The 17,976-nt window shown below is 37.7% G+C and carries 10 protein-coding genes; 3 read left to right on the top strand and 7 right to left on the bottom strand.

Features of this window, described 5'->3' with window-relative positions; translation table 11 throughout:
* Nucleotides 1–276 precede the first annotated feature (276 nt).
* Nucleotides 277–2,034, top strand: a complete 1,758-nt coding sequence (locus GSA01S_RS05430) for a flavocytochrome c (protein ID WP_066125607.1) — start codon at nucleotides 277–279, stop codon at nucleotides 2,032–2,034.
* 110 nt (nucleotides 2,035–2,144) lie between these two features.
* Here the strand turns inward: GSA01S_RS05430 and lysS are convergent, their stop codons facing one another.
* From lysS to GSA01S_RS05415, 3 genes are all read right to left on the bottom strand, one after another.
* The gene (lysS, locus tag GSA01S_RS05425) at nucleotides 2,145–3,650 is read right to left on the bottom strand and encodes a lysine--tRNA ligase (protein ID WP_066125605.1); all 1,506 of its coding nucleotides are present in this window, start codon (nucleotides 3,648–3,650) and stop codon (nucleotides 2,145–2,147) included.
* Nucleotides 3,651–3,872: 222 nt separating this feature from the next.
* The gene (locus GSA01S_RS05420) at nucleotides 3,873–5,078 is read right to left on the bottom strand and encodes a YcjF family protein (RefSeq protein ID WP_066125603.1); all 1,206 of its coding nucleotides are present in this window, start codon (nucleotides 5,076–5,078) and stop codon (nucleotides 3,873–3,875) included.
* An 11-nt stretch (nucleotides 5,079–5,089) separates the two neighbouring features.
* A complete protein-coding gene (locus tag GSA01S_RS05415) occupies nucleotides 5,090–5,779 on the bottom strand; it encodes a zinc metallopeptidase (RefSeq protein WP_066125601.1) in 690 nt (229 codons plus the stop codon).
* Between the two features lie 163 nt (nucleotides 5,780–5,942).
* Between GSA01S_RS05415 and GSA01S_RS05410 the strand changes: the two genes are divergently transcribed.
* Nucleotides 5,943–6,827 (top strand): LysR family transcriptional regulator, encoded by an 885-nt coding sequence (locus GSA01S_RS05410; protein ID WP_066125599.1) that lies wholly within the window; start codon nucleotides 5,943–5,945, stop codon nucleotides 6,825–6,827.
* Nucleotides 6,828–6,958: 131 nt separating this feature from the next.
* On the opposite strand, the gene GSA01S_RS05405 is transcribed toward GSA01S_RS05410, so the two are convergent.
* The 4 genes from GSA01S_RS05405 to rpoB form a co-directional block, all read right to left on the bottom strand.
* Nucleotides 6,959–8,008, bottom strand: coding sequence for a PTS sugar transporter subunit IIC (locus GSA01S_RS05405; RefSeq protein ID WP_174519400.1), 1,050 nt, complete (start codon nucleotides 8,006–8,008; stop codon nucleotides 6,959–6,961).
* 43 nt (nucleotides 8,009–8,051) lie between these two features.
* Entirely contained in the window at nucleotides 8,052–9,047 is a 996-nt protein-coding gene (locus tag GSA01S_RS05400; protein ID WP_066125596.1) for a D-2-hydroxyacid dehydrogenase, read from the bottom strand.
* 527 nt (nucleotides 9,048–9,574) lie between these two features.
* Entirely contained in the window at nucleotides 9,575–13,216 is a 3,642-nt protein-coding gene (gene rpoC / locus GSA01S_RS05395; protein WP_066125594.1) for a DNA-directed RNA polymerase subunit beta', read from the bottom strand.
* Between the two features lie 55 nt (nucleotides 13,217–13,271).
* Nucleotides 13,272–16,883, bottom strand: coding sequence for a DNA-directed RNA polymerase subunit beta (gene rpoB, locus GSA01S_RS05390; RefSeq protein ID WP_371441398.1), 3,612 nt, complete (start codon nucleotides 16,881–16,883; stop codon nucleotides 13,272–13,274).
* Nucleotides 16,884–17,441: 558 nt separating this feature from the next.
* Here rpoB and GSA01S_RS05385 point away from each other — a divergent pair.
* Nucleotides 17,442–17,921: a nucleoside 2-deoxyribosyltransferase gene (locus GSA01S_RS05385; RefSeq protein ID WP_066125591.1), complete on the top strand. Its 480-nt coding sequence runs from the start codon at nucleotides 17,442–17,444 to the stop codon at nucleotides 17,919–17,921.
* Nucleotides 17,922–17,976 lie beyond the last annotated feature (55 nt).

Here is a 17,976-nt window from a genome sequence, read left to right as displayed (position 1 = left end):
TAGACTTTGAGAATAATATAACATAGTCCACTAAATATTGTCATCCTAAGTAAACTGATAAATATTAAATTTATTATTTTTTTCTTTCCTATGGCTTTTATACCTCATAGAAACTGGCTTAACTATTTATGAGGAAATTATGAGTGTTTTTTCATAACATTAATCAAACGCTTACTTATTATGTGTATCTTTGCACAATACTTAATGTTAAAATTGTAGTTGGATATTATAAATATTTATAGTCCATAATATATAGTAAGGAGAGGAATTTGTTTGATGAAAAACATTTCAAAAATTTTATCAGTCATTCTATTAGTGGCTACAAGTATCACTTTATTCGTTACTTCTTTAGCACCTCAAGTTATGGCAGCTGAAACAGGATCTGCTACTGAGACCGGCTCTGGCGGTGACATTACGGTTACTGTTACATTAGAAGATGGAAAAATCATCGACATTCAAACCGAACACGGTGAAACAGGTGGATTAGGCGAAGAGGCTATTAATCGTTTAGTTGAAGAAGCTATTAACAATCAATCAATTGAGTTAGACGTTGTGTCAGGAGCTTCACAAACCTCAACGGCTTTTATTACCGCATTAACCAAAGCGATTGAAAAAGCTGGCGGCGATACCAAAAACTTCCAAGGTAAAAAAGAAGAAATTACTGAAAAAACAGAAGAAACAATGGAAACTGATGTAGTCGTTGTGGGTGCTGGTGGTGGTGGATTCGCTGCTGCTGTAACGGCGAAACTAGAAGGAGCAGATGTGGTTCTGTTAGAAAAACTACCGGTAGTTGGTGGTAACACTCTAATTTCAGGTGGTGAATATGCAGCACCTGGCAACTGGTTACAAGAAAAAGAAGGCATTGAAGATTCACCTGAAAACTTCATAAAAGACGTTGAAGTTGCGGGAGGTGACCCTGAATTAATTAAAGTGGTGGCAGAAAATGCTACTCCTACTGCTGAATGGTTACGTGATGAAATTGGCGTAAAATGGTTAGACTCATTAATGTTCTTTGGAGGACACTCAGTGAAACGCTCATTAATTCCCGAAGGTCATACTGGTAATGAATTAATTTCCAAATATAAAACAAAAGCTGAAGAATTAGACATCCCAGTTTTAACGGAACATGATGTAAAAGAACTTTTAGCTGAAGATGGCAAAATTGTGGGTGTAAAAGTTGAGACCCCTACTTCAATTTTAACAGTTAAAGCTGATGCGGTAGTTTTAGCTTCCGGAGGCTTTGGCGCTAATGATGAAATGTTACATGAAAATGACCCTGAAGTGGATGAACACGTCTTATCAACAAATTCACCAGGTGCAACTGGAGACGGTATTACTATGGCCAAAGCACTCAATGCTGATACAGTCGGCATGGATAAAATCCAATTATACCCAATTTGTGATGTTGAAACCGGTAAACTGCTTTATGTCGGAGATACTCGACTTGTAGGAGGTGCCCTTTTAGTTAATAAAGAAGGAACTCGTTTTGTAGAAGAATTAGATACTCGACGTGCTATCTCATTGGCTATTAAAGAGCAAACGGATCACGTTGGTTACCTTGTATGGGATGAAAAATCTTCTGAAACCACCGGGACTATCCATTCTCACCCGGCAGAAGCCGAAAGCTTATTCAAACGCGGATTATTAGTCAAAGCTGATACCTTAGATGAATTAGCAGAACATTTTGATATCGATAAAGAACAATTTAAAGAAACGGTAGCGACCTTTAATGAAAATTCTAAGAAGAACGAAGACCCTGAATGGAACCTTCGTATGTTAGGTTGGACCATTGAAGAAGCGCCATTCTATATGTTAAAAGCCGGTCCAGCTGTTCACCATACCATGGGCGGATTAAAAATTAATACAGAAGCTCAAGTATTAAATACAGATGGCGAAGTAATCGAAGGACTCTATGCAGCCGGAGAAGTAACCGGTGGCATCCATGGTTCTAACCGACTAGGTTCAGCGGCAATGGCCGATATTTCGGTATTCGGACGAATTGCAGGTAAAAATGCGGCTGAATTCGCAAAATAATGTTATAAAGACTAAGAATCCTTAATTCTGTTGTCTCAACAATATAAATAGCTCTGTACTGTTCAAATAAATGAACAGTACAGAGCTATTATTTTATGTGAATTGATTTTTTAGTTGTTTCTTAATGTTGGGAATAATAATACGTCACGAATCGATTGTGAATCAGTCAATAACATGATTAAGCGGTCAATCCCAATTCCTAATCCTCCGGTTGGTGGCATACCATATTCTAATGCTTCTAAAAAGTCTTCATCCACTGGATGAGCTTCGTCGTTTCCAGCATTTTTTTCCGCCATTTGCGCTTCAAAACGTTCACGTTGATCGATTGGGTCTGTTAACTCCGTAAAGGCATTAGCATACTCTTTTCCAACGATAAAGAGTTCAAAACGATCGGTGAAACGAGGATCCTCTTCATTTTTTCGTGCTAATGGTGAAATTTCTACCGGATGTCCATAGACAAAGGTTGGTTGAATACATTTTTCTTCACAATGAGTTTCAAAGAAATTATTAATAATATGTCCCACTGTTAAATCGTGTGGGTTGACTTCAACATGATGTTCTTTGGCTAGTGCTTTGGCTTCTTCAAAAGTCATTTCTTGCCAGAAATCGACACCCGTTACTTCTTTAATCATATCGACCATATGACGGCGGGCCCAAGGCTTACCTAATTCAATAGCTTGACCATCATATTCAACAGTAGTAGTTCCTAAAACTTTTTCAGCAACAGATTTAATTAAACCTTCGGTTAGATCCATAATATCCGTATAGACAGTGTAGGCTGTATAAACTTCTAACATGGTGAATTCTGGGTTATGGGTCGTATCAATTCCTTCATTACGGAATACGCGACCTATTTCATAAACCTTTTCCATACCACCCACTACCAATCGTTTTAAGTGCAATTCTAAGGCAATACGTAAATATAATTCCATATCTAAAGCATTATGATGCGTAATAAATGGTCTAGCACTCGCACCACCAGCTAAGTTATGTAATGTTGGTGTTTCAACTTCTAAATACCCCGCATCATCTAGGTAATGACGAATTTCACGTAAAATTTTTGAACGGTTAATGAAACGATTACGACTGTCATCATTACTAATTAAATCTAAGTAACGTTGACGGTAACGCTGTTCCACATTGGTTAAACCATGGAATTTGTCCGGTAATGGACGTAATGCTTTTGTTAGTGGGACAAATTCAGTTGCATGAACGGATACTTCTCCGGTATTCGTTTTAAATACATAACCAGTGACTCCCACGATATCTCCCAAGTCTGCCACTTTAAACCAAGGATAAGTGGCTTCGCCAACACCATCTTGACGAACGTATACTTGAATTTTGCCATCCATGTCCAATAAATGAGCAAAACCAGCTTTTCCTTTTCCACGTTTTGAAACCATTCTTCCGGCTACTGAGACCATAATCTTCTCTCCTTCAGCCAAGGTTTCTTTATCTAAATGATCATAAGCTGAATGAATTTGACTAGAAGTATGCGTCCGTACAAATCCAGAATCAAACGGATTGACTTCTGTTGATTCCTCCATATTTACCATTTTCTCACGACGCGCAATGAGTTGGTCGTTTAATGTTTCTTGAATTTCATGTTCACTCACGAATGGTTCACTCCTAAATATTATTTATTTCATGTTTTTAAAAATTTACACATATAGATACATTTTAACGGAATTTTGACTAAATGTCACACCTTTTATAAATGAAAGGCTTTTCTAGTAACAGTTAGTCCTTTATTCGTCAAAAAAAGATTCCTAGCGTCATGGAAGACACTAATCATTACTTAATTAGGTCCATTTTGCTAAGAATCGTGTCTCATTCTTTTAATAATTTTCGACAAAGAAGCTTCTAGTCCACAGTGGTAATTGATTCTTCACTGAATCGGGCAACATTTTTGAGACTTCTTTTAATTGTTCATTAAAATTTGCTCCCATTAATTTTGAAATTTCATTTAAGCCTATATCGTGACCAATCATTTCAGCTTTAGCTATTTGCTTAAGCACTTCTATATAGCTATAGGCTAAAGCAATGGTTAAGCTACTAGCAGTCATACCACTAATCACTCCGCCAGTTATCGTCCCCACGCCAGGAATAAACTTTAATAAATTACCCGCTAAATATTTACCTAAGGCCGTGGCACCTCCCGTACCGCCTACACCAGCTAACATACTTATAATTTGTGATTTTTCTAATGACAAACCAAAAATAGCTGTTATATGGCCTAACATCGTAATTTGCATTGGCACCAGAATGGCTGCATCCGATACCGGTATGGGGGTAAAGCCTACACCAAAAGAAGTTTTAATATAACGCTTAGCCCAACGTCTCGCATCTTCGACTTTGCGATCAATATCGATTTGTTGGGCGTTGATAAAAGCCTGATGTACCTTTGATGGAATTATTTTTAAGGTAATATCAATCAAGTCCTGTAAACCATGTGCAGGTATTTTTTGATGTGATGAGAGCGCGTATTCTTTGGCTAATACCGGCACAACGCCCTCGATTGGTAAAGCTAACTCTTTTAAATACTCAATAAAATCATTTGTTTCTTGGCCAATCGATTGGGTTACGACTAAAACAACTGGTAATGCACTCGCTAAGGCCCTGATTATTTCGACTTCCATTGCTTCAATACGTGACATATTAGCATTCACACAATAATAAGCTAAATGAATTTCCTGACCATTGCCCAATTCTTTTTGGATATTAATTAAATGTGCAAGGCTTTTTAATACCTCTTTTTGAGCCTCTGCCGTTAATTCTAATCCTTTTGTATCATAGAGGGTTAACGGGACGCCCTCTTTTGTCAACTTTTCAACGTGCTGGGTTACAGGCATCCCCACCCCTGTCTTAGCGATATTCTCTCTAAAGAGAGCATTAATTAAGGTGCTTTTGCCACTCCCAGTTTTTCCTGCCACTAAAATATTAATAGAAGGCATCTTCTTCACTTCATCATTGACTTTCTTAGCTAAGTCATTCGCTAAGTTTACATTTACTTTTCCCCGTAAAATACGTTGAAATATACTCATCCAATCTCTCCTTAGTCACGACGACGACTATTTGCGATTAAAATAAAACGTAATAAGGTGAACGCACTATTTAATGTGCTAGCAACATAGGTAAAGGCTGCCGCATTCAATACTTTTTTCGCTGCTGGTAATTCCTCTGGCTCAATTAAATGATGAGACTCCATAATCGCTAAGGCACGCTTGCTCGCATCAAATTCAACCGGTAAAGTAATAATTTGAAACGCTAAAGCTAAACCAAAAGCAATAATCCCAATCCATACTAACGAAAAAATATTTAAGATAAAACCAGCCATTAATAAAGGCATTGATAAACTAGAGCCAAATTGGGCAATCGGTGCAAATGAACTACGTAATTTTAAGAAACCGTAGCTTTCTGCATCCTGCAGCGCATGTCCGCACTCATGAGCCGCTACCGATATGGCTGCAATCGATGTTGATTGATCGGTTGCATCCGATAATCTTAAAACTTTTGATCTTGAATCATAATGATCAGATAAATGGCCCGCAACATGTTCGATTGAAACGTCATGTATATTGGACGCTTGTAATAAAGTTTGAGCTGCTTGTCTTCCTGTAATTTGGTTAAGAGACTCTAATTCGTCATATTTTCTAAAGGTACTTGTCACACGTGATTGAGCAAACATTACTAATGCCGCTCCAATTAACACTAAAATCATCGTACTATCGTATCCATAATACATCCATAACACCTCCAAAGAGTTTATTAACGTCATTATACCAATTTTTGGGAATGATTTCATTATATATCAACTTTGCTCATAAAAATCAGACTAAAGTTGGTAATAGTGACTCAAATCGTTTATGTTATACTAATATTAGTTAGATAGGAAAGAGGTTACCTTCATGGATATTAGACAATTAAAATATTTTATTGCAATTGCCGAATCAAAAAATCTTTCGAGAGCGGCTAAAAGTCTTTTTGTTACGCAACCCACTTTATCACAAACCATCAAAAAACTTGAATCTGAACTCAATACTGTGCTGTTTAATATGACCGATGAAGGGATGATGTTAACTGAAACAGGACAAGTCTTGTATGATGAAGGGATTAAAATAGTCGAGGACTTTGAAAAGCTAATTGATAAAGTTTCGCAATACAAGCACCAACCTATTGAAAAAATAAAAGTAGGCTTAACGACCCTATTCGCCATTCAATTTATGAAACAAATCTCTCACTTTATTGCAACCCATAGTAATGTTGAATTAGCTATTTTCCAAGATGGTTCACGTCAACTACAAAAAATGCTGGTTGATAAGGAAATCGATGTGGGATTATTATCATTCCCCCAACTTTATCCCGAAATTTCAATCGAACCTCTAGCTACTTCTACCCAAGGCTATTGGGTGTCGGTCGTCATTCCTGAAAATAATCCCTTAGCTAACAAAGAGGCGATTCAAATCATCGACTTAAAAGGGCAAAACATTTCTAGCTTGACGCATCATTTCATGTTAGGCGAAATGTTAACACGGAGTTGTCACGCAGCTGGTTTTGATCCTAATATCGTATTTGTGCATAACGACTGGGCAGTCTTATTACATAGCTTAAAAGAGCTTAACGCAATTACCATTTTACCTTCTGAATTTCAAGCACTCAGTGACAATAAAGGATTAAAATGGATTCCTTTCGTTGAGAAGAATAACTTCTACCCCATCGGTATCGCTACTCGCAAAGATTTTGTGACTACCTCAGCGATTCAAGAATTTATTGAAGCCATCAAATCAAATTAAACAAAAACACCACTTAAATAGCCTTGTTGCCATTTAGGTGGTGTTCTTTCGTCTACATATTGACTTTTTAATAATGAAAAGTTTATCAACTCAAAGCTACATCAGTAGCTTTCTGCCTAGACATCCTATCATTATAAGTCTAAGCGATAATCTTCTTCAGAGACAATTGGCATTACTTTGGTAAAGACATGTTTAAATACGAATCCCATTGCCACTGGAATCACAATAAACGCTAAAATCGACACTAAAATATTCATAACATTGCCAAAGCCACCTTCAGCTAAGTTTATTGCATTAATCGGCCCAACTAACCCTGAAAAACCAAAACCAGCGGACATTGGCGTTCCTTGAATATTGAAAATTTGAGCAACCAAACCACAGACGGCTGCATTAGCGATAATTGGAATCATTGTTTTAGGATTTTTCACTACGACTGGCATGGACATTTTGGGTGAGCCAATAAAATGTGCCATACTTGTACCCACACCATTGACATTCCATCCCATAATCGCTAAACCAAAACCACAAGCACAAATACCTAAGTTACCAGCACCAGAACCAATACCTGATAATCCAACAGCTAAAGCGATGCCGACGGTAGTAATAGGAGAAACAATTAAAATCGCAAAAATAATCGCAATCAGAATACACATTATAATCGGTTGCAGTGTTAATAATGAAGCAACCCCTTGTCCAATTAAGGTTGTAATGCTAGTAACATAAGGTAAAATCATTCTTCCAAGACCGCCAACACCAGCTAATAATAATGCCGGAATGACAATAATAGTATACGATTTTAATTTATCGCCTACTAATAAAATCACCAATGCAGCTAAAGCGGCTGTTAAACCAACATTTATAATATCGCCGGTCCCTTTAATCGTCATCGCCCCATCAGCAAATTGAACGGCACCTGAAGCATACATCGCCGCCAATCCGACTGAAGCCGATTGGATCGGATTAAATTTAAAATTCAATCCAACCATCATACCACAAACTAATCCTAACATAGAATTAGACATGGCTAAGGCATTTAAAATTGGAGATCCTGGCATAATCGCTTTAAATAATTCCGATAGTAATGCCCCTGGAATCAAGACCACTACCGTCCCCAATGCCAATCCATTTAAAATATTCATCGCAAATTTATTTGCTGTCATTTTACTTTCCATCTTGTTCACATTCCTTACTCTATTATTGACGTTTACCGCTTTTATTATTTAATTAATTTACACGATTACGGGTCGTTCCCGTTTCAATGACTTCTACTGTTGCATTTAATCCACCTTCAACTAAGTTCTTCACGGCTTCATCCGTATAAAAAGCAATGTGTGGTGAATAAATGATCTTTGGATGATTAATAACTTGCAGGAATAACTCATCTTCAATTGTTTGGTCTGTTAAGTTTTTAGGAATCAATGGCCCTTCCTCTTCATAAGTATCCAAACCGGCTCCCATTAAATGCCCCTCATCCAATACTTCAATTAAAGCTTTCGTATCAATTAAAGCACCTCGTGCCATATTTAATAAAATCGCATCTTTTTTACATTTTAATAATAATTCTTTATCGAATAAATAATGATTTTCTTCAGTTGCTGGCATGTGTAACGAAATAATATCGGCATCCTTAATGACCTCTTCAATAGAGTCACCATAGGTTAATAAATCAGATAATTGCGTATTTGGATATAAATCATAACCGATAATTTCACAACCAAACCCTTTAAAGAAACGTGCCACTGCTTGACCAATACGTCCTGTTCCTAATACCGCAACTTTCATGTCTCCCATTAAACGCCCGCGGATTTCAGGTGTCCATGAGAAATTATGTTCATTCACTCTTTCTTGAATTAAATCATATTTACGAATGATATTTAAAGCCATTGCAACTGTCCATTCAGCAATCGATTCTGGTGAGTAACTTGGTACGTTTGAAATAATAATGTCATTCTCTTTAGCCAAAGCCAAATTATACATGTCTACTCCCGCACTTCGTTGCGCAATTTGCTTAATTCCCATTTGATGTAATTGTGCATATAATGACTCATCTAATTTTCCTACTTGTGATAAAGATAAGCCATCATAACCCTTCACTCGTTCGATTAATTCAGGTGTAAAATTTTCTTCATTTATTGATAATTCTACTTGATGTTCCTTCGCCCAATTCTCAGCGACGATTCTTTCTTCATCCCGAACACCAAACATAATAATTTTACGCATTATTTATTCCCCCTTCATGTACTATCTTAATCATAAGACTTTGAACAGTAATTCACAATAGCATAATAACACTTCGTTATACATATAATTTATAGGGGTATAAATAAAATAAATAGTTCACATAGTTTTTTTATTCTGGTTATCCCTCCTTTATTTTTTCATTTGAATATTATAACATTTTTAATTTAATTAGTCTTCTTTAATTAAGTTTGATTTCCGATTGAAAGTAGGGAAGAATCAGAATGACTGTTATTTTCTGAATCAATCGCTTTTATAACAAACAAAAAAGAGGTCGAACCAAAACTTTTTTGTTTTAGTTCAACCTCTATTACTTCTCAATGAAGGCGGGCAAGACGTAGAAAGCCAAATGACTTTCGCTGCGTCTGTCCACCCCCGCAGAATTGGGAGTGAACCAGAAGTAGAAAACCAATGGATTTTCACTTCGTCTGTCCACCACTCGCACAGGTGACCAGCTCTCAAACAAGTCATTGAGACTTTAATTGGAATCACTCAACCACTGCGCTAAATTATTCTACTTCTGTGGTTTCAGTTACTTCGGTCGCTGCTATTGCTTCAGCCTCGTTTAATTCTGCTTGTACGTCTAGGTTTGATTTGATATTACGATATCTGGTCATACCAGTACCAGCAGGGATTAATTTACCAATTGTAACATTCTCTTTTAGTCCTAATAAGACATCTTTCTTACCGCGAATGGCTGCATCTGTTAAGACACGAGTTGTTTCTTGGAAGGATGCAGCAGAAATAAATGAATTCGTTTCTAAGGCTGCTTTGGTAATTCCTAATAACACTGGACGCGCCGTCGCAGGGATTTCTCCCGCTTTAATAGAAGATGCATTCGCACGAGCAAAGTCTGCGATATCCATTAAAGCACCTGGTAGAATTTTTGTGCCTGCAGGGTCCATAACGCGTACTTTACGTAACATTTGACGAACCATTACTTCGACGTGTTTATCGCCAATCTCTACCCCTTGGCCACGGTATACCGCTTGTACTTCACGTAATAAGTATTTTTCAACTGTAATCACGTCAGTAACACGTAACAATTCTTTTGGATCAATGGAACCTTCCGTCAATGCTTGACCACGTTCAACCATATCGCCTTCTTTTACTTTCAAGCGTGCTTGATAAGCAACATTATAAGTACGAGTATCACCGTTACCAGCTATCGTAATATCTTTCGAACGGTCGCCCGCTTTTTCTTCGATCGATTCCACAACACCGGCTACTTCCGTAATAGTCGCTTGTCCTTTAGGATTACGCGCTTCAAAAATCTCTTGAATACGAGGTAAACCTTGAGTGATATCGCCACCACCCGCAACCCCTCCGGTATGGAAAGTACGCATGGTTAACTGAGTACCAGGTTCTCCGATTGATTGAGCTGCGATCGTTCCGACCGCTTCCCCAACTTCTACTTCAGATCCGGTCGCCAAGTTACGGCCATAACATTTTTTACATACACCATGTTGTGTATTACATGTAAAGACTGAACGAATCGTTACTTCTTTAATACCTGCATTGACGATAGTCGCTGCTAAATCTTCAGAAATTAATTCATTTGGTCCAATAATTACTTCACCTGTTTCAGGGTGACGGACTGTTTTTTGAGTATAACGACCAATTAATCGTTCTTCTAATGACTCAATCACACTATTTCCGTCGGCAATTTCGGTAATCACAATCCCTTTATCCGTACCACAGTCGTCTTCACGAACGATCACATCTTGCGCTACGTCAACTAAACGACGTGTTAAATAACCTGAGTCGGCTGTCTTCAAGGCCGTATCGGTCATCCCTTTACGAGCACCGTGAGTAGAAATAAACATCTCTAAGACCGATAATCCTTCACGGAAGTTTGATGTAATCGGTAATTCGATAATCTTACCACTTGGCGCCGCCATGTTACCACGCATACCCGCTAATTGAGTAAAGTTAGAGATATTACCACGGGCACCTGAATCCGACATCATATGGATTGGGTTTAATCTTGGTAATGAACTCTTAAGATCATCTTGAATCTTATCTTTTGCTTGTTCCCAAGTACGAATAACACTTCCATAACGTTCATCTTCGGTAATTAAACCACGACGATATTGTTTTGTGATATTTTCAACTTTTTTATGTGCTTCCTCTAAAATACCCTCTTTAGATTCTAGACGTAATACATCGGCAACCCCAACAGTAATACCAGCACGTGTTGAATACTTGTAACCTAAGTTTTTCAATTTGTCCAACATCACAGACGTTTCTGTAATTTGGAATCGTTTGAAGACTTCTGCGATAATATTACCAAAGTCTTTTTTCTTAAACGGTGGTACCATCTCCATTGCAGCAATCGCTTCTGGTACATCTGTTCCCGGTTCTAAGAAATATTTATCAGGTGTTTGTTGGGTTAGGTTAGTATTAGTCGGTTCGTTTAAGTAAGGAAACTCTATTGGCATAATTTCATTGAAGAATAATTTACCAATTGTTGTCACCATTAAACGTTCTTTTTGCCATTCAGTAAATGGTTTTCCAGGTAATGCTTTAGCTGGAATGGCAACACGTGTATGTAAATGTACATAACCATTTTGATAAGCGATTTCTGCTTCACCCACACTACTTAACACTAAACCTTCACCGATACGTCCTGGTTCTTCTAAAGTTAGATAATAGTTACCTAAGACCATATCTTGAGATGGTGTTACAACAGGTTTACCATCTTTAGGGTTTAAGATGTTTTGCGCTGCTAGCATTAACAAACGTGCTTCTGCTTGTGCTTCTTCTGATAAAGGTACGTGTACCGCCATTTGGTCCCCGTCAAAGTCGGCATTATATGCCTCACACACTAATGGGTGTAGACGGATTGCGCGACCTTCAACTAATGTTGGCTCGAAAGCTTGAATTCCTAAACGGTGAAGCGTAGGTGCACGGTTAAGCAACACTGGATGTTCACGAATAACTTCTTCAATTACAGGCCAAATCGCATCATCTTGAGTTTCAATCATACGTTTAGCATTTTTGATGTTGCTAGCAATTTCACGTTCAACTAATTCTTTCATTACAAAAGGCTTGAATAATTCAATTGCCATTTCCTTTGGTAAACCACATTGGTACATTTTTAAGTTAGGTCCAACGACGATAACAGAACGCCCCGAGTAGTCTACACGTTTACCTAATAAGTTTTGACGGAAACGACCTTGTTTCCCTTTTAACATATGCGATAAAGATTTTAATGGACGGTTACCTGGTCCCGTTACGGCACGACCACGACGGCCATTATCGATTAAAGCGTCAACCGCTTCTTGTAACATACGTTTTTCGTTTTGAACAATAATACCAGGAGCACCTAAATCTAATAAGCGTTTCAAACGGTTATTACGGTTAATAACACGACGGTATAGATCATTCAAGTCACTTGTCGCAAAACGTCCACCTTCTAATTGAACCATTGGACGAATATCAGGTGGGATAACTGGTAGGACATCTAATACCATCCATTCTGGTTTATTACCTGATTCATTGAAAGCATCTAAGATGTCTAAACGGCGAATCGCACGTGTACGTTTTTGACCAGTTGCTGTTTTTAAGATTTCTCTTAATTCTTCAACTTCTTTTTCAACGTCTACCATTTCTAATAATTCTTTAACGGCTTCTGCACCCATTTTGGCATAGAAACGGTCACCGTATTCGCGTTTTTTCTCACGATATTCTGCTTCCGTTAACAATGATTTAAATTCTAACGGGGTATCACCTGGATCAATAACGATGTATGAAGCAAAGTAAATCACTTCTTCTAAGTAACGTGGACTAATATCCAATACTAATCCCATACGACTTGGAATTCCTTTGAAATACCATACGTGTGTAACTGGAGCAGCTAATTCAATATGTCCCATTCTTTCACGACGTACTTTTGCTTTCGTTACTTCAACACCACAGCGATCACAGACGCGTCCTTTATAACGAACGCGTTTTAATTTACCACAGCTACATTCCCAATCTTTAGTTGGTCCGAAAATACGTTCACAGAATAATCCGTCACGTTCAGGTTTTAATGTACGGTAGTTAATGGTTTCAGGTTTTTTTACTTCACCGTATGACCAACTACGAATTTTTTCGGAGGATGCTAAGCCAATTTGCATGGCTTCGAAATTATTAACATCTATCAAGGGGCCGACCTCCTTTTTTTATTTTGGAGCGCCTAATACTCCAATGGCACCTAGGCTATTCTTCAACTGTTTCTACTTCTGCTGACTCTTTTTCAGTGTTGTTTTCTGTTTCGCCAACTTCTGCTTCTAGTTTAGCTTTTTCAGCTTGTTTTTGTTCTTCACGATATTTATCTAATGCATTGTAGTTAATTACGTCATCATCATCGTCATCGTCACGTAATTCGATTTCATTATCATCTGCATCTAATACTTTAAGATCTAATCCTAAGGCTTGTAATTCTTTTACCAATACGCGGAAGGATTCTGGTACACCTGGACGCGGAATTGGTTGACCTTTAACGATTGCTTCATATGTTTTCACACGTCCCACAACATCATCGGATTTATACGTTAAGATTTCTTGTAAAGTATAAGCAGCACCATAAGCTTCTAGTGCCCAAACTTCCATCTCACCAAAACGTTGTCCACCAAATTGTGCTTTACCACCTAAAGGTTGTTGCGTTACTAATGAGTAAGGTCCTGTTGAACGAGCATGTAATTTATCATCAACCATGTGGGCTAATTTAATCATATACATAACCCCAACAGAAATCTTACGGTCAAATGGTTCTCCTGTACGTCCATCATAAAGAATGGTCTTCGCATCTTGTTCTAATCCGGCTTCTTTAACGGTATCCCAAACATCTTCTTCGGTCGCACCATCAAAGACTGGAGTCGCAATTTTAATGCCCATTTGACGAGCAGCCATACCTAAGTGTAATTCTAATACTTGTCCAATATTCATACGTGAAGGTACCCCTAATGGGTTTAACATAATGTCAATTGGTGTTCCATCAGGCATAAACGGCATGTCTTCTTCCGGCATTATTAAGGATACTACCCCTTTATTACCGTGACGTCCGGCCATTTTATCCCCTTCACTAATTTTACGTTTTTGAACGATATAGACACGAACTAATTTATTTACACCTGGTGCTAATTCATCGCCAGCTTCACGCGTAAAGATTTTAACATCATGAACAATACCGCCACCACCGTGAGGCACACGTAATGAAGTATCACGGACTTCACGAGCTTTTTCACCAAAAATTGCGTGTAATAGACGTTCTTCAGCAGATAATTCGGTTACCCCTTTAGGTGTGACTTTACCTACTAAGATGTCACCATCTTTCACTTCAGCCCCAATAGAAATAATACCGTCCTTATCTAAGTATTTAAGGGCATCTTCACCTACGTTAGGGATTTCACGCGTAATTTCTTCAGGTCCTAATTTCGTATCACGCGATTCTGATTCATATTCTTCGATGTGAATAGAAGTATAAACATCATCTTTCACTAAACGCTCTGACATGATGACCGCGTCCTCATAGTTATAACCATCCCAAGTCATGAAGGCTACTAATGGGTTTTGTCCTAAGGCCATTTCGCCATTTTCCATTGAAGGTCCGTCCGCTAAGATATCATTTTTCTCAACGATATCCCCTAATTTTACGATTGGACGTTGGTTGTAACAAGTTCCCGCATTTGAACGAGCAAATTTAGTTAAACGATATTCATCGGTAGAACCATCCGCTACTTTAACTTTCACACGATTCGCATCCACATAAACTACTTCACCGTCACGTTTACACAATAAGGCTGCTCCCGAGTCGTGAGCTGCTTTATATTCCATACCTGTTCCGATCAATGGTGATTGTGGATTAACCAATGGCACTGCTTGACGTTGCATGTTCGCTCCCATCAAAGCACGGTTAGAGTCATCGTTTTCTAAGAATGGAATTGAAGCTGTCGCTACCGCTACTACTTGTTTAGGTGAAACGTCCATAAAGTCAACTTTACTTACTGGTACTTCTATATTCTCAGAAATATAACGTGCCATTACTACATCATTTACGAATGAACCATCTTCATTTAATAATGAGTTAGCTTGTGCAACGGTATATAAATCTTCTTCGTCGGCTGATAAGTAAACAATTTCATCAGTAACTTTTAAGGACTCTTTGTCTACTTTACGGTAAGGTGTTTCGATGAAACCAAATTTATTAATTTTCGCATAGGTAGATAAACTATTAATTAATCCGATGTTTGGTCCTTCAGGTGTTTCAATCGGACACATACGACCATAGTGAGAGTAGTGAACGTCACGCACTTCGTATCCAGCACGGTCCCTCGTTAAACCACCAGGCCCTAAGGCTGATAAACGACGTTTATGAGTTAACTCACTTAATGGATTTGATTGGTCCATAAATTGTGACAACTGAGAAGAACCGAAGAATTCTTTAATAGCTGCTACAACCGGACGAATGTTAATTAATTGTTGTGGAGTAATGGTCGCAGTATCTTGTAAGGACATACGCTCGCGCACCACACGTTCCATTCGGCTTAAACCAATACGGAATTGGTTTTGTAATAATTCACCCACTGAACGAATACGACGGTTACCTAAATGGTCAATATCATCAGTTGTTCCAATGTTTAATTCTAAGTTTAAATAGTAGTTGATTGAGGCGATAATGTCAGCCGGTGTTAAGTTTTTAACGCCTTCGATATTACCATTACCAATAATATTAATAACTTTTTCAGGGTCGGCTGGTGAATAAACACGAATAACTTGTAAATCAATTGGTTCCGCAACAACACTTTCAGGTGCCGGATGCAAAGTAACCAAATTAATATTGTTATCTAAGTATGGTGTTAAAATATCGATTTTTTCTTGATCTAATTCTGTCCCTTCACTAAAGATAACTTCTCCTGTTTCAGGGTCAGCTAACGTTTCAGCTAATGTTAGACCAAGTAAACGATGTTTTAAATGTAATTTCTTATTAACTTTATAACGACCTACAGGTGCTAAGTCATAACGACGTGGGTCAAAGAAGCGTGCTGTTAATAAGTTACGTGAGCTTTCTGCTGTCTTTGGTTCACCTGGACGTAGACGCTCGTAAATATCTTTAAGGGCTTCTTCCACACGTGAATCAGTGATATTCTTATGAACATCTTTTTCTAATGTTAAATCTAATAATTCAGATTGACTGAAAATATCAATAATTTCTTCATCTGAACCAAAACCTAATGCACGAACTAATGCGGTTAAAGGTAATTTACGTGTACGGTCAATACGCACATAAGCAATTCCTTTAGCATCCGTCTCAAATTCTAACCATGCACCACGGTTAGGAATGACAGTTGATGTATAACTATGACGCGATTTTTTATCCACTCGGTCATGATAGTAAACACCTGGAGAACGAACTAATTGCGAAACGATGACACGTTCAGCACCGTTAATAATGAATGTACCCATTTCGGTCATGATTGGGAAATCACCAAAGAATACTTCTTGTTCTTTTACTTCTCCTGTTTCTTTATTAACTAAACGTAAAGTCACATAAATTGGTTTAGAATAGTTGGCATCATGGCTACGTGCCTCTTCTAAATTATATTTTGCTTCTTTAAATTCATAATCAATAAAATGTAACTCCAAATTCTCAGTATGATCAACAATTGGAGAAATATCTTCAAACATTACTCGCAATCCTTCATCAAGGAACCATTGGTAGGAATCAGTTTGAATTTCGATTAAGTTTGGTAGTTCCAAAACTTCATCAATTCGCGCATAACTACGTCTTTGAGCTTTTTTACCGTATTTTACAATATGATGCTGACTCAAGCTGTTCACCCCTTCTAAATATTAAAGCGCCGAAAGTTACGTTTGTGTTACAAATATTACATTTAGCTAACAAATCGCTTTTTGTACTATTTTTAGGCAAAAAAAAGACAAAAGAGATCGAGTTTTTGAAAAATTATTGGCTCGTATCTTTTGTTCTTTTCGTGAAAACGCTGTTGGACAATATTTCAACCCGTTTTCTAAACTACTTTCCTGCGTCTTTGCAACTTATTATATTACATTAATCTTTAACTTCTGTCAACCCCTTCTGTCATGAATGATGCTCGTGGTTTTGCGATGTTTTATTTGCGTTAAACTGAGTTGCTTAGCATACAACAATGACTGATCAGTTTCTACCTGTGTCCCTTCTTCACACCTCTTTAGTTCTTGTCACGCTTTCTTTTTAAATTAATTTATCGCGTAGCCACTTTAACTTATTAACCAACTTTTTTATCACGAATTTTCCGGTAGTATGAAAAATATTTCCATTGTTTCTAATTGCTTCTCTCGATTTGCTTCACTATAATGAAGAGTAGTTTAAATGATTTTGGAGGTTATGATATGTCGAAATTATATTTTGCTGCCCCGTTATTTACTGAAATGGAACTAGCTTTTAATGCTAAATTAGCTCAAACAATTCGAGAAGCTCTACCTGACCTAGAAATTTTCTTGCCTCAAGAACAGGGTGAAATTAACGATAAAAATGCTTATGCTGATTCAACTATGATTGCCAAATTAGATACCGAAGCTGTCCTATCGAGCGATGTGTTACTAGCAGTCTTAGATGGACAAGTCATCGATCCAGGTGTCGCTTCAGAAATTGGTGTCGCTTATCAAGCTGGTATCCCAATTGTGGGTTTATACACTGACTCCCGTCAATTAGGTGGAACTAACCAACAAAAAATCGAAGCCTTACAAGAAATTGCAGAATCCCAATTTGGATATGTCAATTTATATACTGTTGGCTTGATTAAATTGAATGGTAAAATCGTCAATAATAGTTCAGCTGTTCCTGAAGCCATCGAACAATTTTTAGCCTAAATAATATAAAACGTGGTTAGTCTAACATCTTCTTGGATGATTGGTACTCGCCACG

The sequence above is a fragment of the Globicatella sanguinis NBRC 15551 genome, from assembly GCF_001552295.1.
Lineage (GTDB): Bacteria > Bacillota > Bacilli > Lactobacillales > Aerococcaceae > Globicatella > Globicatella sanguinis.
This window is presented reverse-complemented; position numbering and strand designations above follow the sequence as displayed.